20 protein-coding genes are annotated in these 21,848 nt (G+C 64.4%); all 20 read right to left on the bottom strand.

Annotated features, from left to right (window positions below):
* Positions 1–56 precede the first annotated feature (56 nt).
* The 20 genes from FHY19_RS01085 to FHY19_RS01180 all read right to left on the bottom strand — a co-directional run bounded on the left by FHY19_RS01085 (position 57) and on the right by FHY19_RS01180 (position 21,772).
* Positions 57–1,331, bottom strand: a complete 1,275-nt coding sequence (locus tag FHY19_RS01085) for a glycosyltransferase (protein ID WP_259160925.1) — start codon at positions 1,329–1,331, stop codon at positions 57–59.
* A complete protein-coding gene (locus FHY19_RS01090) occupies positions 1,321–1,932 on the bottom strand; it encodes a hypothetical protein (RefSeq protein WP_259160926.1) in 612 nt (203 codons plus the stop codon). The genes FHY19_RS01085 and FHY19_RS01090 overlap by 11 nt, the downstream gene beginning before the upstream one ends.
* The gene (locus FHY19_RS01095; protein ID WP_259160928.1) at positions 1,910–3,064 is read right to left on the bottom strand and encodes a glycosyltransferase; all 1,155 of its coding nucleotides are present in this window, start codon (positions 3,062–3,064) and stop codon (positions 1,910–1,912) included. Before FHY19_RS01095 ends, FHY19_RS01090 begins: the two co-directional genes overlap by 23 nt.
* Complete coding sequence (locus FHY19_RS01100) at positions 3,055–4,014, bottom strand: NAD(P)-dependent oxidoreductase (RefSeq protein ID WP_259160929.1); 960 nt, start codon at positions 4,012–4,014, stop codon at positions 3,055–3,057. Before FHY19_RS01100 ends, FHY19_RS01095 begins: the two co-directional genes overlap by 10 nt.
* Complete coding sequence (locus FHY19_RS01105) at positions 4,011–4,859, bottom strand: MBL fold metallo-hydrolase (RefSeq protein ID WP_259160931.1); 849 nt, start codon at positions 4,857–4,859, stop codon at positions 4,011–4,013. Before FHY19_RS01105 ends, FHY19_RS01100 begins: the two co-directional genes overlap by 4 nt.
* Positions 4,859–5,890: a 3-oxoacyl-[acyl-carrier-protein] synthase III C-terminal domain-containing protein gene (locus FHY19_RS01110; RefSeq protein ID WP_259163776.1), complete on the bottom strand. Its 1,032-nt coding sequence runs from the start codon at positions 5,888–5,890 to the stop codon at positions 4,859–4,861. Before FHY19_RS01110 ends, FHY19_RS01105 begins: the two co-directional genes overlap by 1 nt.
* Before the next feature lie 219 nt (positions 5,891–6,109).
* Positions 6,110–7,126 (bottom strand): TraB/GumN family protein, encoded by a 1,017-nt coding sequence (locus FHY19_RS01115; protein ID WP_259160933.1) that lies wholly within the window; start codon positions 7,124–7,126, stop codon positions 6,110–6,112.
* Positions 7,127–7,221: 95 nt separating this feature from the next.
* Entirely contained in the window at positions 7,222–7,683 is a 462-nt protein-coding gene (locus FHY19_RS01120) for a cupin domain-containing protein (RefSeq protein WP_259160935.1), read from the bottom strand.
* Between the two features lie 36 nt (positions 7,684–7,719).
* A complete protein-coding gene (locus FHY19_RS01125) occupies positions 7,720–8,514 on the bottom strand; it encodes a WecB/TagA/CpsF family glycosyltransferase (RefSeq protein WP_259160937.1) in 795 nt (264 codons plus the stop codon).
* 4 nt (positions 8,515–8,518) lie between these two features.
* Positions 8,519–9,313: a polysaccharide pyruvyl transferase family protein gene (locus FHY19_RS01130; RefSeq protein WP_259150900.1), complete on the bottom strand. Its 795-nt coding sequence runs from the start codon at positions 9,311–9,313 to the stop codon at positions 8,519–8,521.
* Between the two features lie 41 nt (positions 9,314–9,354).
* A complete protein-coding gene (locus FHY19_RS01135) occupies positions 9,355–10,560 on the bottom strand; it encodes a glycosyltransferase family 1 protein (protein WP_259160938.1) in 1,206 nt (401 codons plus the stop codon).
* A 64-nt stretch (positions 10,561–10,624) separates the two neighbouring features.
* Positions 10,625–12,130: a lipopolysaccharide biosynthesis protein gene (locus FHY19_RS01140; protein WP_259150903.1), complete on the bottom strand. Its 1,506-nt coding sequence runs from the start codon at positions 12,128–12,130 to the stop codon at positions 10,625–10,627.
* Positions 12,127–13,176 (bottom strand): glycosyltransferase, encoded by a 1,050-nt coding sequence (locus FHY19_RS01145; protein WP_259160940.1) that lies wholly within the window; start codon positions 13,174–13,176, stop codon positions 12,127–12,129. The genes FHY19_RS01140 and FHY19_RS01145 overlap by 4 nt, the downstream gene beginning before the upstream one ends.
* A complete protein-coding gene (locus FHY19_RS01150) occupies positions 13,173–14,315 on the bottom strand; it encodes a glycosyltransferase family 4 protein (RefSeq protein WP_259160942.1) in 1,143 nt (380 codons plus the stop codon). Before FHY19_RS01150 ends, FHY19_RS01145 begins: the two co-directional genes overlap by 4 nt.
* A gap of 67 nt (positions 14,316–14,382) precedes the next feature.
* A complete protein-coding gene (locus tag FHY19_RS01155) occupies positions 14,383–15,507 on the bottom strand; it encodes an acyltransferase family protein (RefSeq protein WP_259160943.1) in 1,125 nt (374 codons plus the stop codon).
* Positions 15,485–16,573, bottom strand: coding sequence for an acyltransferase family protein (locus FHY19_RS01160; RefSeq protein ID WP_259160945.1), 1,089 nt, complete (start codon positions 16,571–16,573; stop codon positions 15,485–15,487). The genes FHY19_RS01155 and FHY19_RS01160 overlap by 23 nt, the downstream gene beginning before the upstream one ends.
* Positions 16,570–17,859 (bottom strand): polysaccharide biosynthesis protein GumE, encoded by a 1,290-nt coding sequence (locus FHY19_RS01165; protein WP_259160946.1) that lies wholly within the window; start codon positions 17,857–17,859, stop codon positions 16,570–16,572. Before FHY19_RS01165 ends, FHY19_RS01160 begins: the two co-directional genes overlap by 4 nt.
* 94 nt (positions 17,860–17,953) lie before the next feature.
* On the bottom strand, positions 17,954–19,408 hold the full coding sequence (locus tag FHY19_RS01170; protein ID WP_259150914.1) for an undecaprenyl-phosphate glucose phosphotransferase: 1,455 nt from the start codon (positions 19,406–19,408) through the stop codon (positions 17,954–17,956).
* A 244-nt stretch (positions 19,409–19,652) separates the two neighbouring features.
* Positions 19,653–21,092: a GumC family protein gene (locus FHY19_RS01175; RefSeq protein WP_259160948.1), complete on the bottom strand. Its 1,440-nt coding sequence runs from the start codon at positions 21,090–21,092 to the stop codon at positions 19,653–19,655.
* Entirely contained in the window at positions 21,074–21,772 is a 699-nt protein-coding gene (locus FHY19_RS01180; RefSeq protein WP_259150916.1) for a polysaccharide biosynthesis/export family protein, read from the bottom strand. Before FHY19_RS01180 ends, FHY19_RS01175 begins: the two co-directional genes overlap by 19 nt.
* Between the last annotated feature and the right edge of the window lie 76 nt (positions 21,773–21,848).

Here is a 21,848-nt window from a genome sequence, read left to right on the forward strand (position 1 = left end):
CTACTCAGCAGCTGCGCCGTTGCGCATTGCAGCCGCAAATCAACGCACGCGATGCCTTACGACCGCGCTGGCAGGTCGCCGACGCTCGGCACAGTCCCCGTCTGCGCGAAGGTCTCCACCAGCCCCACGATGCGGGCTTGTGCGGCGATGTGCTGCAACTCCGCCTGCAGACGCAGCACATCCGAAGATGCTCCCGCAGCCAGCGCTTCGCGCATCACGTCCGGCAACGCACTCAGCTCACGCAGCCAGCGTGCAGCACCTGCGGCATGCAGACGCGCCGCGTGATCGAATTGATCGTAATCCAGCGGGTACACGATCGACGGCAGTCCAGCCGCCAGGCAGGCATACAGGATGCCGGCACCGCCGTGATGCACGACCAGCGCGTAACGATGCAGATGCTGCGCGTAATCCACATAGGGCAGGCGCCGATAATTGCCCTGCCCTGGCTGGTACGGCGCAGTCGTATCGCCATCGCTGAAATGAAAGATCACCTCGGGAAATTGCGGCGCCAGCGCGCGTAGCACGCCATCCATGCGCTGCTTGACCCATTGCAGATGCGTGCCCAGCGTGACCAGCACATGCCGATGGCCTGGAACGAATTCGGGTGCTGCCACCGTGGAAGGCGGCGTGCACAGCTGCGGCCCGACAAAGCGCAGTGCCGCCGGCCAGCGCTGCGCGAATTCGAAAGAAGGCAACCCCAACGCCAGAATGCACTGCGGCGAATACACCGCCTCGCTGTGATCGCTGCGGTATAGCGCCGGCAAGCCGCAGGCCCGCATCTGGCGCCGATAGCAGGCATGCAGGCTGCGCTTGAAGCCGCGTGTGAGCCGCCGCGCCAGCGCATGCCAGGCACGCTGGTGGGCGCGGGTTGCAGGCAGCAACCCACCGAAATAAGCGGGTGGGCCGTCGGCGGTTTCGATCACGCAGGGCGACGGCATGCTGGTCCACCACGCGATCCCCATCGCCTGTGCCGTGAGCCCGGCGCTGGGCAGGGTGAAATCGGCGATCACCAGATCCGGCCGTCGTGCGTTCCAGCGCTCCTGCAGTGCGGTGCCCACGCGTCCCATCAGGCCGAGCGCATCGTGCAGCTGTCGGCGTAGACGCAGCGGGTGATGGCCCACTGCGTGCGGCGGGTTGGCGATCTCCAGCAACACGCGGTCGGCTTGCGCGTCCAGGACGCCTGCACCACGCAATCCACATGCCTGGATACGCGCCTGCGCAGCTGGCGTGCTGATCACGTGCACATCGTAATGCGGCGCGAGCTGCCGGGCGATGGCCAGAATCGGATGCAGATGCCCGCTGTACGGCGGGGCGACCAGATCAATGCGCATGCACCCTGCCCCGTAGCGTCTGCTGGATCGCGGCGACGAACGCCTGGCACTCGGACAGCACGTCCGCGGTGGTCAGATAATCCATATGCCCGCACGCCGGCGCCAGCTGCACCGGCCCGCGAAACAGCGCACGCGAAATCCAGTCGCTGCGCCCCTGCACGCTATGCAGATGCGCGAACGTGGCCGGCTCACGGCACACCGGGCCGTAGGCGAACACGGCCAGACGCGCGCGCAGGTTCTGCGGCAGCTGCAGCGCGGTGAGCAACTGCAACCCGCAACTGCCGGCCAGCAGCACCGTCATCGGCGCTTGCGCAAGCAAGGCCTGCACTCTCATGCGATCGCTGTGCGGCACGCGCGCAATACGCGCAGTCAGGTATTGGCGTGCATTGGAAACACTGGCGCGCCACAGCGCAACGCGACGGTGCGGCGCCAGGTCGCTACGGTATGGGTAATTGCATGCAATCAACTGCCGGCCATCGCCGTGCAGCTGCTGCAGAAAATCGCGTTGCTGCGCGCTCAATGCACAGCTTGCCGGATCGCTCTGCCCGGTGAGAAAGGCGATCTGCACTGCCGGCGCGTCACTGCGCACGGAAGCGACCATCCGCCAAAACGCGGTAACGCCGCGTGCGCCAGGCGATGCGGCGTACGCAGGCCGCGTGCAGCAGGTGCAGCGGCTGCAGGCATTCGGCCAGGACCGACAGCACCGGCCGGTGGTGTACCGCACCGGTGCTGCGCCACTGCACCACACACAGCAGCAGCGCGCGCAGCAGCAAGATCGTCGCCCCGCACGCGATGGACCAGCCACCGGGCTGCACGCAGATGCCGAGCAACAGGGCCACCAGCAACACCGGCGGCAACCCCTGCAGCACCGAGATGGCACCGGCAAGACCGCTGCGCTGACGGCGCAGCAGAATCAAGGCGAACAGCATCCACCGGTGCATCTGACGGGCATAGCTGCGCAGATCCGGCATTGCGGTGCGCATCACCACCGGCGCCGTGGATTGCCACAGGCGCCCGCCGCGTTCGCGAACCAGCGTGGCAACCGCCAGATCGTCGGTCAGTTGCTCCAGCAATGCGGCAAAGCCGCCCCAGGTACGCAGTTGCGCCGTGCGCGCGGCGTAGCACATGCCATTGATGGTCAACGGCGCCGCGAACGGCAGCCAGCCCAGATAGGTGAGCGCCGCATTGTTGTTGACGAACTGCGACAGCAGGCGGCCAGCGAAAGTGTCGCTGTCGCAGTAATAAGGCAATGCGGTCACCACGTCGGCGTGGCTCAGATCCTGCAACAGCTGCGACAGCGCCGGCTCGCTCAGCTGCGCATCGTCATCCAGGATCAGACAGATCGGCGCCTGCACCTGGGCCAGGGCGTATTCGAGCTTCCACGCCTTGGGATTGATGTTGGCTGGCGCCGCGGGCACCAGCACCCGCGTGATACGCACCTGCGGATACTGCATCACCAGCGCGTCTGCGACCGTGTTCCCCGCCGCATCGTCCGCATCCAGCAGCCACCAGAACTGCGCGAACGGCAGCGCCTGCAGATTGGCCGCCAGCACGCCATGCAAATGCGCGTCACCACCAAGGATCGGCTGCAGGATCGCCACCTCGGCCGGGCTGCCGGCAAGAGCGCGTGCTGGCCGCGCGCGCGCCTCACGCATGACCCACAGCACAGCTGCCGACTTGCACAGCAGCAGGCTCAGGTACAGCGCTGCCAAAGCCAGCAGGGCTACGCCCACTGCGCCGCCTGCCAGCGCACGAAGGCCTCGACGCCCTCTTCCACGCCGACGCTGGGCGCCCCAAGATCGGCAAGCGTGCGTTGCGGGTTGAAGGTCTTGGAGTAGGCAAACGCACCGACGCCAAACCGCGTGATCGGCGGCTCGCCGCGCAACCGCAGCACACGATAAAGACCCTCCACCACGCTGGCCATGCGCAGCGCGGTGCCGATGCGCACCTGTCGGTGCGGCAACGGCAGCTGCAGGCGCGCCAGCACATCCAGCACCAACTGCTGCAGATCCACCGGCTGCGCATTGGTGAGGTTGTAGGCGCGCTGCAGCTGCGGTGCGGTGGCCGCGCGGTAGAGGTAATCGCAGAGCGTGTCGATATAGATCAGATCGCCGATCACCGGCCGGGTCTGGCCGACAAAGCGCGGCAACACCCCCTTGCGCGCAGCGGCGATCACGCGCGGGAACAACACCGTATCGCCCGGCCCGAACACCGCGCGCGGGCGCAGCACCGATGCCTGACCTGGATAGCCCTCCAGCAAGGTCTCGCCGAGGAATTTGGTGCGTGCGTACATGTTGACGAAGTCCGGTCCGATGGGGCTGTCTTCATCCAGATCGTATTGATGCGCCTCGCGGTAGAACACCGAGCTGGACGACACATACAGCAAGCGAGGGCAGCCGTTGCGCAGGCAGAAATCGACGACATTGGCGGTGGCCTGCACGTTGTGCAGCTGGAACTGCGCACGGCTCCCCCACGGGGACGCCAATGCCGCCGCGTGGATGACCACATCCGGGCGCCAATCCAGCGAAAATGGTTGGCTCAGATCGATGCGGTGATAGTTGGGCAATTCGCTGGCACGCCGCCCGATGCCGTGAATCTCCACGCCGGCTTGCCCTTGGAACCGGCGCAGGAACGCGCCGCCCACAAAACCGGATGCGCCGGTCACGAGAATACGCAGGCTCATCGCCACTCCGGTTGGTAACGGTCAAGACTGGGTTGGCAGTGCGAGGGCAGGATCGCCAGCTCCGGGTGCGCCTGCGACAACCCGTGCAACTGCTGCACGGTGCGTCGGAACGCGCTCCAATCGTGCATCAGCAAGCGGGTGGGCCACGCCGGCCACTGCAGCGTCGCCCAGGTGGCCGACGACCACACCGCATCTGCGCAGAGCAGCACCTCGCGGTCATGCTGGTCGCGTAACCACACGCCCATTTGCCCGGGGACGTGGCCGGGCAGCGGCACGGCGAGCACGCTGCCATCTTCGAACAGGTCGTACGCCGTGCCCAGGCCCTTCCAGGCGCCGCTCAGCTCGCGCTGCGGCGCCTGCTCGGCAAAGTGCAGGCGTCGATCGAAATCCGCCGGAAGCAGTTGCGGCAGCAAGGCACGGCGCAATCCCCCCAGGCGCGAGCAATTGCGCAGTTGCGCGTAGTCCGCACGCAGACAGCTGAATCGCGCGTTCGGCAGGTCGCGCAGGCCGCCCACATGGTCGGCATGGAAATGCGAAATCAGGCACCAGCCGATCTCGTCCAGCTGCACGTCGCGACGTGCCAGCTGCGCGCGCAGGGTTTCATGCGCAGGCAGGGTCACCGGGGTGGTCCAGCGATACAGCCGCTCCGGCCAGGGATCGGTGGCCTGGAAAAAATGCGTGGCGTAGCCGGTGTCGTAGAGCATCGCTCCACGCTGCGGGTGCCGGATCAACACGCTCAACGCGGGAAATTCCACCGCATGCCAATGGCCGTCTGCACGCACCATGCGCTCGCAATGGCGGCAGTGGCCAACCCGCAACAGCTCGAGAGAAACGCGCACGCGCATCAGTAGCGCAACACCATGCCGCCGATCGCCAGACCGGCGCCGGTGCCGAGAAGCGCGAACACCTCGCCGCGGCGCAGTTGCCCATCGACGCAGGCGTGATGCAAGGCACGCGGGAGCGAAGCGGCTACCTGGTTGCCGGTGGCGTGCAGGATGCGCACAACCTGATCGCTGCGTAGCCCCAGCGCCTGCACCACATGATCCAGGCCGCCGCCGGAAGCCTGATGCGGCACAAGGTAGCGCAGCTGCGCCGCGGTGAGGCCGGCATCGTGCAGCAGTTGTTCCCAGAACACCGGCAGATGACGCGCCGCAAAGCGATAGGCGCTGCGCCCATCCATCCAGAACGCGCGCGACGCATCGGCTGCGCCGTGCTGGTCATGCGCTGCGCGGGTACCGCCGCCGCGAATGCGGCAAACGTCCGCGCCGTTGCCGTAGCTGGACAGGCGACTGGACAGCAATGCTGAGCCGTCATCGGCGCTGCTGCGCCCGACCACCACGGCCGCGGCACCATCGCCGAACAAACCGGCGGTGGCCGGTACGGCATCGTCCAGCCCGGCCGATGCCACTTCGCTGGAGACGATCAACACGCGCCGATAGCGGCCCAGCGCCAGCGCATTGGCGGCCATGTCCAGCGCCACCAGGAAGCTCAGGCAGGTGGCATTGACATCGAATGCGGGAATGCCGGAATCGCCCAACCCCAATGCGCGCTGGATCAGCACCGCCTGGCAGGGAATCGGTTGCTCCATGACTGCACAGGCCGAGATCAGGCAGTCGATCTGGCTGCCGTCGATGCCGGCGTTGTCCAACGCCTGGCGCGCCGCGGCCGCTCCCATCGACGATGCGGTTTCGCCCTCGCCCACGTAGTAGCGGGTGACAACACCCAGGCGTGCGGCCGTGGTGCCGGCCGGCAACTGCCAGCGTGCGTCCAGCTCGCCGGAGGTGACTTCGCGCGCCGGGACATGGCGTCCGGTGCCCAGGATGCGCAGCGGCAATGCGTTCAACACGGAGCTCTCGGCAAAGAAGGCGCGCAGGATACCTTGGCAGGAACGGCCGGCCTAACCCCCGCGCGGACCGTCGCCCTGCTCGACCGCAGTGTCCTCCGTGCGGCGCGCGACATGGCTCCGGCGACCGGGCGCGGCAAGCACCGCTTCAAACGGCTGCAAGCACTGCACAATCCAAATCGCGAGCGACCGCGGCAGCCACTGGCGTGTGCAGACGTGGCTGGGACGCGTGCCGCCCCATGCGTCAGGCGATCAAGGCGCCTCCACCTCATAGCCGAGCGCCTGCAAGCGCGCCAGATAGCCGTCGGACGCGGTCAAGCGACTGATCGGCAGCACCGCGAAGGTGTTGCGATTGCGTTGCAGCGCAGTGGTGGCGATGCCGAGCCAATGCTCGCGCATGCGCCGCTCCAGATCGTCGATACCGCGCTTTCTGGCCGCATCGGAACTGGCCATCGCACTCATGCACGCCGCCTGCGGATCTTCGCGCGGCAGTTGGCGCAGCGCCTCGATGTCGCCCACCGACCAGGCATTGGCGCGTTCGACCATGGTGGGGAGATCGCGCTCCACCGTCACCAGGATGCTGCGAAAGCAGGCAATGTCGTCCATGCCGCCGGCGCGAAACTCCTTGAGCGCCTGCCGCGGGTCGGTGATCTTGTAGTCCAGCGCGGTCGGCGTCGGCTTGATGCCTGCGCGCTTGGCGGCGCGCTCCACCACCGACCAGATCACCGGCGAGCGGGCCAGGCCCGACCGTTTCAGCGCCGCCTGGTACAACTCGCCAGCGGCCAGCATCGGGCGCTTGCGCTCCACGCCGCGATCGTTGCCGATGTAGCGGGACTTGGCCACGCTCCAGCGTGCGTAGAGATCGGGCGGCAGCAGCTCGCGCAGTTCGCGGCCGTCGGCGTTCTTCATCGCCTTCATCGCCGACGGCAACAAGGTCAGCCTGCCGAAGAACCCCATATCGACATCGAGCTGTACGGTCGGCGCCATCAGTACCTGTTGGGACTGGCCGATGATGGTTTCCACTTCACTCGCCTGCCATTGCAGGCGCTTGGGCAACGGCGACTGCGTGCCCAGGATCCACAAGACATGCTCGCCCTTGCGGACCTTCCACAGGCCGGGCCCGGGCTGCACGCCGCGTACCACCATCGCTTCCAGATCCACTACCGGCGGTGGTACCGGCGCCGTCATCGGCGGCGCCGTTTCGCTGGCCGCCGCCAGCAGCGACACCAACATCAACCCCACGCCCCACCCCACTGCCCTGTGTCGCATCGTGCATCGCCCCCTGTGTGAGGCGGACATTACGTGAAGCCGGCACCCGCCGCGTTAGGGAAGCGTTGCGCTGGGGCAGGAGCGCATGACTGGCATCAGCGCGGGGCCAACGTGGCCAGATGCGCGGCCAACGGCGAAGCGGCATCGAGGAGCGCAAACCCTTCCCAGACGAAGCCCGGCGAGACCGTGCATCCCACCAGGGTGAAGTCGCCCAGCGAGCGTGCCGCCTGCCACTGTCCTGCGGGAACCACCTGCATCGGCTCGCCGCGTTCGGCCGCGTCCAGGATCAGCCGCTGCAGTTGTCCGCTGGCTTCGTCGTAGAGCAGCAACTCCAGGGCGTCGCCCTGCTGCCACTGCCAGGTTTCCTCGGCATCGACGCGATGCCAGGCGCTGCATTCGCCTGCGGCCAGCAGAAAACGGATGGCCGTCAGCGCCGGCCGGACGCGTCCATCGTCGATCACCTGACGGGCAGAGGCGTAGACGCGGCGGAAATGCCCGCCTTCCGGGTGCGGGGCCAGGTCGAGCGAGCGGATCAGGGCAGCGGCGGTCGGATGCATGCATGACATGCTAAGCCCGGAGGCCGCCGCGATGCATCAAGGCAGATGCTTGCCTGCGCGCAGACAGGTGCGGAAAAACACCAGCAAGTCCCAGCTATAGCGCTTGAGCAGGCGACGCGGCTCGTTGAGCAACCGGTACATCCACTCCATGTGCAGGCGGCGCACCCAGTCCGGCGCGCGCCGCGCCGTGCCGGACAGGAAGTCGAGCAGCGCACCGACGCCGAACACCAATGGGACACGCAGCGCGTGGCTGTGGTCCAGAATCCAGCGCTCCTGCAAGGGGTTGCCGAACGCCACCAGCAGCACATCGGCGCCGGAGCGGTTGATGCGCTCGGCCAGGCCATCGCCGGCGGCGGCAAACTCGCCGTAGCCGTCGCACATGCCCACCACCTGCTGCCCCAACGTGCCGGTCAAGGTGGCAGCGGCGGTCTTGCCCACGCCGGGCCGTCCGCCAAGCAGGAAGAACTTGAGCGGTTGCGCGCTGTGGCGGCACAGATACGGAATCAGATCGGTGCCGTTGAGATTGCCGGCAAAGCGGCGGCCATGAATCAGCCGCGCTGCCAGATCCATCCCGATGCCGTCGTTGACGATGCGCACGCTGGGTTCGCGCATGCGCATCCGCAACGCCTGACACTGCACCACGAAGTTGGTGTTGGCGAAGAACACCCGACGCGGCTGTTGCGCTGCAAGTGCGTGAAACAGATCCAGCGCGAAGGCTTCCTGGGTGGTGGACAACACCGGGAACCCGCCCAGCGGAATCACCACGCCCGGCGGTGTGTCGACAGCTGAGACGGTCGCTGTTTCGCTGTCCAAGTGCTGGCCCTGCGTCATCGAATCACCAAAGGTCGTAGGGGAATGCAGCCAGCAGACCGGCCTGCAGCTTTTCCAGATCGAATGCGCCGTTGCCACCCAGTGCCAGACATTCTTCGACGTTGTTGCCCGCATGCCACTGCATGCGCCCGGTCCCGTGGTAGTAATCGTCGTACTTGAAACGGTCTTCGCCATTGCCCCAGTCCAGATACACCGCCGGGATGCCGTACGCCTCGGCAAGGATGAGGCCGTGCAGCGAACTGCTGACCACCAGTTCGGCACCCAGCAGCTGGCTCATGAAGGTTGCCGGCTTGACGTTGGGAAACACCAGGTGGTCTGCGTAGGCGCTGTACTTCTCGACCGGTTCGTTGAAATGCGGAACGATGGCGAACGGACGCTTCTCAGCCGTGCCCAATGCCTCGGCCGGGAAAAACATCGGGGTCAGCAGACCCGGGTCGCCATAGACTTCCGGCACCGCGATGCCGCGGTCCAGCAGAAATTGACGGGTCTTGGGCCCGCGCACCGCCCGCACGTCGAGCGTGCTGAAGGTATTGCGCTCGGCCGGAATCTTGCCGTTGATGCCGCTGCCCCAGACGGTGTCGCCATCCTTGGCAAAGTGCAGCACCGAACCGATCGCGATCAGCTTTTTGCTGAGATCGCGCTTCTCGATCAGCGTCTTGTCCTGCAGGGAAAGTACACAGGACACGATCACCTTGGATAGGTGATCCCCCATGTTGACGCCAGCGTTCTTCGGCTGCCACCAGAACAATGCGCGACGTTCTGCGTGTTCTATCCACTTCTGCAGCAAAGCGTTGGCCATAAAGGGAGGTCTCCTGTCTTGAACGGGCGAGGTGCGCTGCATCAATGCGAGAGCGCGGCCTCCGAGGAAGCACGCGCGGCTGCGCCGGTGTGCTGCGGATACAAACGGGTTTCCGGATACGCGGCTGGATCCAGTACACGGTCGGTGGTGTCGGACCAGTTCAGACACTGGCGGTAACGCACATGCGGCGCGTCCAGCGCCTGCCCGATTGCAGCGACGATCGAATCGGCATTGCCGGGCGTATAACCAAAGCGCGACTGCTGGTACGGCCCGACCACTGCATTCGGACACACCGCAGGCAAACCGAAAAAGTCGTACTGCAACAGCTTCATCGAGCTATCAGCCAGATACACCGGCACTTGTTCCGACGCGTACGGCGCGATGCCGAACCGCGCGTGCTTGATATAGCCGATCGTCTCGACGTGCTTCATTTCACCATAGACCACGACATTGTCGCCATAGCCCGGGTGGCGCCCCATGCCCGACCCGATCACATGAAACGTGACCTGCGGAAACGCCTTGCTGGCAACGACGAAGAAGTCCGGATCGAACAGCATCGACCCCACCGCCACCGCATGGATTCCTTCGCCATACGGCGACGGATCGCCCAGCTGATCCAGGTTGTGATCCACACCATGCCCGACGTGATAGACGTTATCGCGGCTTGCGATCTCTTCGGCCATGGCCGGCGACACCAGCGCGATGACGTCCAGGGTGGGCGCAACCCGGTCGAACTCGCGTTCGATATAGGACGCAACATTGATCGTGCTCAATCCATCGGAGGCGCGATACACCAGCTTGGCGGTGGGATTGGTGCGCTTGGCCAGTTCGATGAAGGCCACGGCAATGCCGCTTTCGAACACGATGACATCCGCCTCGCGCATCCAGTCCAGCAGTTGCCTGGGGGGATGTGCGGCATACCAGCGGAACATCGCGTCTTCGACAGACTGCAGCCACGTCCGACGCGTATTGAACGGATGCACCGTGGTGCGCCAGAGATAGCATTCCACGCCCTTGTGCGACACCACGGTGTTGGCGGTGTCGTCCAGCGGCAGCCGCATATCGCCCTTCATCCGCGACAACCGGCTGTAACGCAGCGAGAAAAATCGCGTCGTCCCGCGCAGCGCAAGCTGATCGGTGATGAAGTGGATGTTGGCGCGGCGCGGGGTGCGGTAATCGTGTGCGGACAAGACCAGATAGCAAGGCCGGCGAATGCCGGAAGCAGCGGCGGCGGGTGTGTCGCTCATGGGCCGTGTCCTATGAATGAGTGAGAGAAAGCATGCCCGAATGCAGGCGAAGACGATGTCGATCTCATCGACGCGCCTTGGCCTGACTCAACAACTTGCGGATGTTGACGATGGAGATCACGTCGCGACGGAACGACGGCCAGATACCCAGCATCAGCAGGCAGACTGCAGCCATCGCCGCTGCACCGGCGGCCAATTGCTGCCATAGCGGGCCGCCGACGCTGATCGAGGCGTAATACGCGCAGGCGCCGGCGACGCCGTAAGCCACCATCGCGCGTACTGCATTGGTGAACAGCATGCCCACCGGCGTATCGGAAATCTTGCCGACCCAGACCAGCGACATCGGCCAGGTCACCAGCAACCCGAACGAATAGCCGATGGCCACCCCCATCGCCCCCCAGCGCGAACCGACGAAGATGCAGGCGATCAGCACGATGCGGCTGACCAGCGAGAACAGCAATTGCTCGCGCATCAAACCGCGCGCCAGGAACACCCAATACGTGGCGTAGGACGCAGTCTGGAAAATACCGCCCAACGCGAGCACCTGGAACAAGGGCACTGCCTCGCGCCATTGTTCGCCCAGTACCAGAACGATCAACGGCATCGCCACCGCACAGGCGAACGAGAACAGCGCCACGATCAGATGCACCATCACCGTCTGCCCGCGCAGCAGAAACGCACTGAAACGCTCGCGATCGTCCTGCAACTGCGACAGCACCGGCAACGCCACGCTGGTCGCCGGTGCATTGATCTGGTTCAACGGCATCATCAGCAGCTGGAATGCGCGGTTGTACAGACCCAGCGCATCGGGCCCGGCGCGCCAGCCGATGATCACCTGCCCCACATTGCGGCTGGCATATCCCAGCAACTGCGCCGCCATCAGGTTCCAGCCGAAACTCATGAAATCGCGCATCGGTGCGGAACGTTGATAGCCGCCGGGCAGCCAGCGTGCGCAGCTGCCCGCGATCACCAGGTTGACCACCGCCTGCACCACCTGTTGCACCACCAGCGCCCAATAGCCCCAGCCCAGCAGCGCGGCGGCCACGGCCGCACCCAGCCCCAACACCTGCGAGCCCACATCGCTCAGTGCCACCTGCCCAAAGCGCAGCCCGCGGCTCAGATGCGCGCGGTATTGGGTGGTCATGCCGTTGATCAGGAACGTCACCGCAAGCGCTTGCGAGATCGTGACCAGCGCCGGCTCTTTGTAGAAGTTGGCGATCAGATGCGCCGATGCGAACACCACCACCGACAACGCCAGGCCGATACCGCTATTGATCCAGAACAGGTTGTCGCGTTGTTCGCGGCTGACGTGCTTGGCCTGCACGGCGGCGGCAGACAGCCCGAAATCGCGCAGGATCTCGGCGGCACCGACAATCGCGGTGACCATCGCCATCAAGCCGTAGTCGTATGGCGTCAGCAGCCGCGCCAGCAGGATGATGCCGCCGAACTGCACGACCATCTTGGCCGACTGGCCGAGCATGGTCACCGCGGCCCCGCCGGCAGCGCGCGAGCCGAGGCTGCGCTGCGGAGGCGGTGTCGGAGAGGACGTCGTGGGGGGCTGGGCGGTCACAGTGCAGCGTCCCCATCCTTGCCCAGCGCGTCGAGGTAGGCGCGGTAGTGCAGCTGCCCGATGCGCGGCCAATCGCGTTGCGACAGATCCGGCGCCGGCCCGCGCGGTGCGCAGCGCACCGTATCCAGCATGCCGGTCAACAGCGCCGCGTCGAACTCGCCTTGGTAGAGAAACACCCAGCCTGGCCCCACTTCTTCGGCAATCGCCGCGTTGGATTCGCTCCACGGCGCCAGCACCGGGCGCGCCAACGACAACGCCAGCAGCAGCGTGCCGGAGTTGTGCATCTGCCGGTATGGCAACACCACCAGCTCGGCTTGGCTGACCTCGCGCGCCAGCACCGGCTCTTCGACATAGGCGAGCAATGCGCTGATGCGCGGATCCTGCGCGCTGGCCTCTTCTACCAGCGTGCGCATCTGCGGCGTGGCCGGGTTACCGACGATGCGCAGGCTCAAGCGTGGGTCGCCCACCTCGCGCATGACCTCCAGCAGCGTTTCCACGCCCTTGTACGGACGGATCAGCCCGAAATGCAACAGCCGCCCCGGTACCGTGCTGCCTTGGGGCATCGTCGCGAACCAGTCGCGGTAGTGGCCGTGCAGGATGGTGTCGGTAAACGGCGGGCGCGCCGGCGTGGTGGCGTTGATGCGGATCCAGCGACGCGTCAGGCGATCGACCCAGCGCAACAGGCTGCGCTCGCGCCAACCGCGATCTTCGTGCGGGGCCAGGTTGTGCAAGGTGCGCACCACCGGCGTGCCGGTGAGCTGCAACTTCAACAGCAGCAACGCCGCGCAAAACTGCTTGGCCAGCGTGCCCACGGCGCTGGGATGGCGCAGCAGGTATTCGGGCCAGTGCAGATGCAGCACGTCGTAGCGCGACAGCAAGGCAGCGCGCATCGAGAAGAAGCGCGGGTGCACCGCGTCGGGCAGCGCGTCGTAGAGCTGGGTCAGGTACGGGTTGGTGCTGGCGTTGGGCTTTTCGGTGGAAAACAACACCGTGACCTGCGGCCTTGCGGCCGCGCGTGTCGTCGGTGCGGATGCAAGCGCGCTCATCGCAGCGTCTCCTGCGGGCGCGGCGTGCCAAGTGCACTGTGGTACTCGTCGATGTAGCGACCCACCACATGCTTCCAGTCGTAGCGGCTCACATAGGCCATCGATGCCGCACGACGCGCTGCGAAGTCGCCATCGGCCGTCAGTGCGAGCGCCTGCACCTGGTCGGCCGCCGCCTCGATCCTGTCGCGGTTGACGATCACCCCCTGCCCCGACTCGCTGGCCAGCCGCACGAACGGCGGGATATCGCTGAGGATCGGAATCAGGCCCGCACTCATCGCCTCCACCGCAGCAATGCCAAACCCTTCATGGCGCGACAGACAGACGAAGAACTGCGCCTGCTGCATCAACGCGCGCAGCTGTTCCTGCGACGGCGACATGCTCAGCTGCACCTTGTCCTGCAACCCGCGCTCGGCGATCGCCTTGCGCAAGTCGGCCTCGTTCAAATCGTATTCGCGGCCGGCGACGATCAGTTGCCACTGCGGATCGCGCGCGAGCATGGCCTTCAGCAGCTCCAGCGTCTCGATCAGCCCCTTGTTGACCGACCAGCGTCCGAAGTAAAGCATCGTCCGCCCCGGCGCGGCCGCGCCCTGCCCCGCATATTTCTCCACGTCCACGCCGTTTTCGATCACCCGCAAGCGGGCCGGCGATACCACCTTGGCAAACAGGTCGCCATCGTTTTCGCTGGTTGCGATCACCCGCGCATACGCCAATGCAGAGGTGCGCGTGAGGGTCTGGAACCACATCTGTTTCATGCGCGACGCATACGCGGTGTGGAAGAACCCACCGTGCGTGGACACCACCATCGGCTTGCCGTGCAGCGGCTTGGTCAACGCCAGATAATCGTAGAAAAAATCGATCCCGTGCAGATGCACCACATCTGCCGAACCAATCGCGCCCAGCACCGACGGTGCAAACGGATAGCGCGACGAACCGCGATAGCCGATCCGCCGGATCGGCAGACCTTGATGGGTCTCCTGCGACGCAAGCTGCGCGTCCGGATCGGTGAACACCCGATCCAGCGTCACCACTTCCACCGTATCGGCGCTATTGGCCTGATGCTGGCGGGCAACGTTGAGGACGACCTCTTCCATGCCTCCGATCGAGGGATGGAATTGGCGGACGACATGCACCACTTTCATTACGCCAATCTCCTGTACCAGCCGCGCGCACGCAGGTGCCGCGACAGCTGATGATTCTTGAACTGCGTCATTGACTCTTCAACCCCAACATCCATGGCGCGCTACGTACCAGCACAGCGCGCATCGGCACCGCGCAGGCGATCGCAACTGCGCTGAGCCCCATCGCCCACATCGGGGTTCCGACAAGGCCGCGATCGATCACCCCGGTGCGTGCAACCACGCTGGTGACCACCAGGAACACCAGCGTATGCGTGCACAAGATCAGCAAGGTATTGGTGCCGATCCATTGCACCCACTGCCAGTCCCGGACGAAGTACGCGACGCACAGCGTCATCGCAGTCCCCAGCAGACTCACCAGCAGGAACAGCGCGGCCGATTGCCCGAACAGCAGGTTATTCACGTCCACCTGCCCGTTCACTGAGGCCAGCAGCCACCATGCCGTTGCGACGACGGGCAGCCCCAGTGCCCACACCCATGCCCCGAGCGCGCGTACCGTATCGGCAAAGCGCGACAACCAGCCACCCACCGCGATGAAGAACAAGGCGATCGGCAACACGTCCAACGCAAGCGGCAAGCGCAACTGCAACGAGGGAAACCATCCCGCCCATGCCAATGCGATCGGCAAGCTGAGCGCCGCTACCACCGTCGTGCTCAAACGCGCACGCAATGCAATGTAGGCCAGCGTTGTGACAAACAAGGCCGGTAAAAACCACAACGCCGGCAACACGTAGAGGCGCGTGCCGTTGGCCCAGAACACGCCGAGAAACGGATCCCACCACGCGCGCTCGCCGGGCTGCCCGAACGCATGGTTGAGCACCGCCGTCAGCAGCCAGAGCCCATAGGCCACCAGGAAAAACGCCAGATACGGGATCAACAGCGTCCGCGCCAGCTTTTTCACCGTCGACACATTCAACCCGCGACGCCCGAAACGTTCGCCGACCCAGCCGGAGAGCACGAAAAACAACGGGACATGGAAACTGTAGGCAAACAGCTTGTAGGCCGGCGGCATGCCGCTTGCGTGCCCCAGCACCACCAGCACGATGGCCAACGCCTTGGCCGCATCGATCTGCCAATCGCGGGCCAGCGCCGGCGCCCGACCGGGGGTTGCCACGCTCGTGTCGTGCTCGGCGCGCGGGAAAGAAGGAGCAGTCGTCATGCCGCGGCGCCGGTCATGCCGCCACCGTGCGCGCACCCAGGGCCCAGGGGGCAAAACGCATCAACACCCAGCGCATGGGCACGCAGGCGACCAGCGCAAAGACCGTCACGAAAAGCGCCCAACCCAGGCCCGGCCGCCCTGCACCGAATCCACCGGCTACTGCCGCAACGCCGGACAGAACGAAGAACACCAGCATATGCGTGCACAGGATCAGCAAGGTGTTGCGGCCGATCCACTGCACCCACGCCCAACTCTGCACCAGCCGCGCCGCGCAGATCACCATCAACGACCCCAGCACCGCACTGAGCAGGAATACCGCATGATCGCGCCCGAAGCCGAGCATGTTGACGTCGACACGCCCGTTGCGTTGCGCCAACCACGCAACCGCAACCGCCAATGCCAAGGTCACCAGCGCACTGACCGGCAACGAGGTCGGCAGACGCGGCGACACGTAGATCAACAAGGCACCGAGCGCGTAGAAGCACAACGACACCGGTAGCACATCGAGACCGAAAAAAAACCGCACTCCCTGCGCCGGGAACCAGTTCATCCAGAACCACGCCAGCACCAGCGATACAGCCGCAATCGCCAACGGGGGCAGTACGCGCCGCAGCACCACATAGCTCACCACGGTTACCAGCATCACCGGCAAAAACCACAGCGGCGGCTGCACATACAGGTCCGGACCGATTCCGGTGAACAGCGAGACGATCGGCTCCCACCACGGATGACTTCCCCAGCGCGCGGCCTTCTCGCCGATATTGCGGGTCAACAGCCAGTACGCGTAGCCCAGCAGATAGAACGTGACATACGGCAGCAGCAGGCTGCGCGCCTGTTTGGTGATGGTCTGCGTCATGCTGGTGGTACGCGACGCATAGCCGGCTGCCAACCAACCCGACACCAGGAAAAACAGCGGCACGTGGAAGCTGTATGCAAACAAGGTCATGCCATGCGGCACGCCCTTGGCATGGCAGAACACCACCAGCAAGATCGCGATCGCCTTGGCCGCATCGATCCGTGGATCGCGTGCGCGCCCACCGGCCGCGATCCGCACGCCTGCATCAGTCGCAACCGACGACGACACCGTCGCCGCCGAGTTCATCGCCCCGCTCCCGCAGGCAATGGCAACTGCGCGCCATCAGCCGTTGGATCATCCTTGATCGAAGTAGTGGAGAGCGCCGACGCAGACCAGGTCGGACGCATATGCCACAGGCAGCCGCACACAAACCACCACAGCGCCGAGGTCTTGATCGAGAAGTAACCGTTGGACACCAGCAAGCTCAGCGCAAACGCGAAGATGGCCAGGTTCTTGAACAGTTGGCCTTCCTTGCTCGGCATCAGCAACAGGAAGGAATACGACAACAGGAACGCCAGCACCCCGACGATCGACTGCGATGCGATGAAATACGAAATGCCGCTATCGAAGTAACGGTAGGCCTGCGCAAAATCCAGCCCCAGCCACGACTCGAACGACAGGTTGTTCATCGAGTAAACCGTGAAGAATATCCGGCCCATGGTGGTGTCCTGGTATGCCGTGATCCCGGTGATCCACACCAGCAGCCAAGCACTCATGATCACCAGCAAGAACACCAGGAACGCCAATCGCTGATCCAGCCGTTTCAATAGCGGCGTCAGCAACACCATCAGCACGCAGGTGCCGGCCGCCAATCGTCCATCCGAGGCGACGATCATGAACCCGATCAAGCCCACCGACAGCACCAGCGCCGCCGGCCGCATCCAACGCCAGAACACCAGCAGGATGGCGGTGAAGAAACAGATGTAGTTGCCCATCGTCACCGGCTCGATGAACATCGAGGAGGCACGCGGGAGATTGGAACCGGGCAGGAAGTTGCGCTCGCCCGGACGCGTGGCGCTGACGAACAGGTTGCTGTCTTCGTTCCAGAACCCTTCGGCGCTCATGCCGCGCGCATTGACGAAAAAGCTCTTGGGATTGACCAGATCGCCATACGCACTTGGCATTGCCAGCTCGAAGGCGGCAACCAGCGAGACGATGATGGTCATGCGGATGAACAACTTGGGCACCGAGCCGGTATAGGCAGAGCCCAGCACCACGAACGCGAACACCACCAGGGCATCGCGGAAGAATTTCGGATCGATCTGCCAGTTCACCAGGAACCGCACGAACATGAGCAGGACGATCAACCCGAGCCCGCTGACGATCAGGGCAATGCGCTTGCGGCTCAGCGAACCGAGGCCCAGCACGAAGCAGGCCGCGTAGACGATGAACTCCACTGCGTAGGTGATCACCGGACGCACGGTGAACACGTTCGCATTGATCAGTGCCAACACCAGGTTGTAGCCCACGCCGACCAGCAGCGTCAGTTCGATCAGCAGGTTATGCCAGCGAACGCGGGTTTCCTCGCTCATTCGAATCAGCATGCACATGCCTGCCTGAGAAGGGCGGCTGCGATGCAGCCGCCCGCGACGCCTGACGCGCCAGGTCGCACGCTCCCCGCCATCATCAGTACGCGGTCTTCTGTCCGAGCACGCGCACCGCCGTCAGCACGATGATGCGGATATCCAACCACAGCGACCAGCGACGGATGTAATCCAGGTCGTACTGAATACGCTTCTTCATCGTCCGCAGCTCCGGGGTCTCGCCACGGAAGCCATTGACCTGCGCCCAACCGGTGATGCCCGGCTTGACGTAGTGGCGCTGCATGTAATGGTTGATCAGCTTTTCATAGTGCGTGTTGTGCTGCGCCGCGTGCGGGCGCGGGCCCACGATCGACATGCTGCCGCCCAGCACGTTGAAGATCTGCGGCAACTCGTCCAGGCTGCTGCGACGCAGGAACGCACCGAAACGGGTGATGCGGGTGTCGTTCTTGGTCGCCTGCTGGATCGTGGTGCCATGATCGTCATGCACGCGCATCGAGCGGAACTTGAACATGTAGAACTCGCGACCGCCCAAGCCGTGACGGCGCTGGCGGAAGAACACCGGGCCCGGCGAGCTCATCTTGACGCCGACGGCAATCGCAGCCATCAGCGGCCACAGGCCCATCAGCGCGATCACGGCCAGGATCTTGTCCTGCAGCGCCTTGGCAACCACGAAGTAATTGTCGCGGTCGACCCCGCCCTGGCGCAGGTTGATCACCGGCGTATTGCCGATCTGCTCACCGGACTGGTTCAACAAGCCGAAGTCGAACAGATCGGGCACCAGCTTCACGTTGATCGGGTAACGATCCAGACGCTGCAGCAGCTGCTTGATGTGATCGCGCTCGCCCAGCGGCAGCGAAATCCACACCTGCTCGACCTGGTTCTCCTTCAGGTAGTCGATCAGCGCTTCCGGCTCGCCCAGGCACGGCAGCGACTGGCGCTGTTCGGTCACGGCGATGTCGTAAGGCGTGCGGAAGTAGCCGACCAGATTCATGCCGACCCACGGATTGCGGCTCAGGTAGTGATTGATCTTCATCACCGGATGACGCAGGCCGACCACCACCACGCGCTGGACGTCCACGCCCTGCGCACGCAGGTGGTTCAGGAAGCCGCGCAGCAAGGTACGCGCCGCCACCAGCGAAGCCAGCCCGCCGACGAACCACAGGCCGATCCAGCCGCGCGAGACCTGCTCGCCCACCTGCACGATCAGCGCATGCACCGCAAACAGCGCAAACACGCCGCCGAAGGCACCACCCAGCACCATCAACTCGCTCAACAGTCCGCGACCGCGCCAGCTGCGATACAGCGGGAACAGCGCGAAGCAGATCACCGAATACAACAGCGTCGTGGCGATCGCGACCCGATACGGCGCAGCAGGCACCCAGGAGCCGAACACGATGCGGTAGGCGATCAGGCCCGATACGACCACCATGGTCAGGTCGAACACACGCAGGACCAGGTCGGCGGCCGCCGAGTACTTGGACAACAATCGCGGCGAGGATGTCGTGTAGGTCGCGCTACTCAAGTCTGCCAAAAGCATGGGGATGTCCTCCAAACTCGATACGGCGCATGCGGGGGAACATACGAATCGCACGCGAGCTTTCAATCATCTCCGTCGAACGATCACCGCGGTAATACCTACCGACCCCAGATCGCACGACAGCCCTTTGTTTCAACAGAGACAAACTTTCAAAACGAGGGAGCCCGAAACATACGGGATCCCACTTTTTCTACGCTGAATCGGTTGTCACTTTAATTAACCACTGTTTTGCAACATCACGATGTCAGTTCAATCGTGTTTCCGGCCCAGTGCCCCCCAGGAAGTAACGCACAAGCGCCACAGCCAACCCAAGGAATACGCCAAAGATGAAGCCCAAAGCGAGGTTCAATTTGAGTTTCGGCGAAGTCTTCGACGTAGGCACATCTGCAGTGTCGACGATGGTCACGTTGTTGGCGCCGACATTGCTTGCCACACCGATTTCCTTGTAGCGCTGCAGGAGCGCATCGTAGAGCTGACGGTTGGTGTCGACGTCGCGCTTGAGCATGTTGTAGCGGATGCTGCGGCTCTGCAGGTCCAGTTCGTTGGTACGCAGACCGGCGATGCGTTCGTTGAGCAACTGCTCCTGATGTACCGACGCGTCATAGGTCGCCTTGAGCGACTGGCGGACGTTGACCACCTCACCATTGATCTGGCGGCGCGACTCTTCGATCTGCGCCTTCAGGCGCTGCATTTCCGGGTAATCCGGCTTGAAGGTCGACAGCTTCTGCTGATATTCGCTGGTCAAACGCACCTGCTCGCCGCGCAAGGTCTGGATCAGCGGGCTGCTCAGCACCTGCGGCAACGACATGGCATCGCCGCTAGCGGCCTGACGCCAGGCGGCCTCGGCCTTGATGCGCGCATCCTGTGCCGACGCCAGCATCGCGTTGAGGTCGGTCAGGTTCTGCGCGGGCAACGACGGCTTGTCGTCGCCCACCGATACGATCTGCTCATCGGTCGAGTACGCAACCAGCGTCTTTTCCGAATCTTCCACCTTGTCGCGCAACTGCTCCAGGCGCTCCGCGAGGAACTTGGTCGCGAACGAAGACGCCTTCATGCGGCGCTCCTGCGTGCTCACGATGAACACCTTCGGATAGGTGTTGGCGATCTTGGCCGCAAGTACCGGGTCCGGCGAGTCGTAGTTGACGTAGACCAGGCGCGAATTGAGGATCGGCTCGACGACCAGGCCTGCCAGCAAGGTGTCGGTCAGGCTGCGCTCGATGATCGCCTGACGCGAATCCACCGACTTGCCTGCTTCCGGATTCTTGGCCGCCGCCTTTTCCAGCGCTTCTTCGACCTGCTGCTTGAACGCCGGCTCCTGATCGAGCTTGGCTTCACGAATCACCGCACGTGCCAGCGAACGGCTCTGCAGCAACTGGTACTGAGTCTGGTAGAAGTCGCGATCCTGCGGCGACTCGACCGGCATCAGGTTGTCGACGTTCACCACATTGAGCGAATCGCGCTCGATCTGCAGCGTGCTGGTGGCGCGATACTTTTCCGGCATCAGAAAGGTGATCACCAGCGCCAGCAGCACGGCGGCAATGGTGATCAGGATGATTAGCCAGCGTTGCGACACCAGGGCACGCCAGTAGTCGAGCAAGCTGACGTCGGCCAGTTCGAGATGCCCGTGACGCTGCGACGGCGAGGAACGATTGTCGGAATTCATACTCATCGGTAAGCGCGCCACACCATCACTAAGGGGGTCAGTTCCAGCATGGTGCGCAACCAGACGCGCGCATCCGAGCGATACACCACGACGATATCGCCGCCATAGATCTCAGGGTCCGGATTGGTGCCCTTCTCGATCTCGGTCAGGTCGAAGCGGGCGATCATCTTCTGCCCGTTGACCATGCGGAACACGATGACGTTGCCGCGGCTTGCCACGGTGCTGACGCCCTTGGCCTGTGCCACGGCCTGTTGCAGCGTCAGATTGGCACCGATCACCGGGTAGATGCCGGGCTCGGTGACGGCGCCGGTCACGGTCACCCGACGGCCATTGGATTCCTGCACGAACACCGACACCTGCGGATTCTGCAGGTAGCCGCTGCGGTAGCGATCGGCAACCATCTTTTCCAGCTCGCCGACACCCATGCCGGCGGCGTTGACGTCGCCGATCAACGGCAGCGAGATGTGGCCGTTCTGATCGATGCGGACCTGCCGTTCCAGATCGTCGACCTGAAACACCTTCACCAGCAACAGGTCGCCTGGGGAGAGTCGATACTCGGGCTGCACCGCGGACATTGCCAGCGGATCGGGAAGCGGCAATGACCTCGCCATGTCCTTCCCGGTGCTGCAGGCACCCAGTGTCATCGAGCAGATCAACGCCAGGCTGAGGCCTTGGCAAAATCGTCCGATCAGTTTCTTCATGCGTGTGGCTGGCTGCCTCGGTTGGGTGGGACAGGAGCTCGCGCAGCATTCAACCGGCCAAACACGCCAGCACGAA

Source organism: Xanthomonas sp. 4461 (assembly GCF_024806475.1).
GTDB classification, from domain to species: domain Bacteria; phylum Pseudomonadota; class Gammaproteobacteria; order Xanthomonadales; family Xanthomonadaceae; genus Xanthomonas; species Xanthomonas arboricola_F.

Bases quoted from the DNA above. Each gene is read 5' to 3' on its own strand.
- FHY19_RS01165 (WP_259160946.1), bottom strand. From the start codon at position 17,859: ATGAGCGAGGAAACCCGCGTTCGCTGGCATAACCTGCTGATCGAACTG.
- FHY19_RS01160 (WP_259160945.1), bottom strand. From the start codon at position 16,573: ATGAACTCGGCGGCGACGGTGTCGTCGTCGGTTGCGACTGATGCAGGC.
- FHY19_RS01105 (WP_259160931.1), bottom strand. From the start codon at position 4,859: ATGCGCGTGCGCGTTTCTCTCGAGCTGTTGCGGGTTGGCCACTGCCGC.
- FHY19_RS01170 (WP_259150914.1), bottom strand. From the start codon at position 19,408: ATGCTTTTGGCAGACTTGAGTAGCGCGACCTACACGACATCCTCGCCG.
- FHY19_RS01100 (WP_259160929.1), bottom strand. From the start codon at position 4,014: ATGAGCCTGCGTATTCTCGTGACCGGCGCATCCGGTTTTGTGGGCGGC.
- FHY19_RS01090 (WP_259160926.1), bottom strand. From the start codon at position 1,932: ATGGTCGCTTCCGTGCGCAGTGACGCGCCGGCAGTGCAGATCGCCTTT.
- FHY19_RS01115 (WP_259160933.1), bottom strand. From the start codon at position 7,126: ATGCGACACAGGGCAGTGGGGTGGGGCGTGGGGTTGATGTTGGTGTCG.
- FHY19_RS01180 (WP_259150916.1), bottom strand. From the start codon at position 21,772: ATGAAGAAACTGATCGGACGATTTTGCCAAGGCCTCAGCCTGGCGTTG.
- FHY19_RS01125 (WP_259160937.1), bottom strand. From the start codon at position 8,514: ATGACGCAGGGCCAGCACTTGGACAGCGAAACAGCGACCGTCTCAGCT.
- FHY19_RS01085 (WP_259160925.1), bottom strand. From the start codon at position 1,331: ATGCGCATTGATCTGGTCGCCCCGCCGTACAGCGGGCATCTGCATCCG.
- FHY19_RS01120 (WP_259160935.1), bottom strand. From the start codon at position 7,683: ATGCATCCGACCGCCGCTGCCCTGATCCGCTCGCTCGACCTGGCCCCG.
- FHY19_RS01135 (WP_259160938.1), bottom strand. From the start codon at position 10,560: ATGAGCGACACACCCGCCGCCGCTGCTTCCGGCATTCGCCGGCCTTGC.
- FHY19_RS01150 (WP_259160942.1), bottom strand. From the start codon at position 14,315: ATGAAAGTGGTGCATGTCGTCCGCCAATTCCATCCCTCGATCGGAGGC.
- FHY19_RS01145 (WP_259160940.1), bottom strand. From the start codon at position 13,176: ATGAGCGCGCTTGCATCCGCACCGACGACACGCGCGGCCGCAAGGCCG.
- FHY19_RS01130 (WP_259150900.1), bottom strand. From the start codon at position 9,313: ATGGCCAACGCTTTGCTGCAGAAGTGGATAGAACACGCAGAACGTCGC.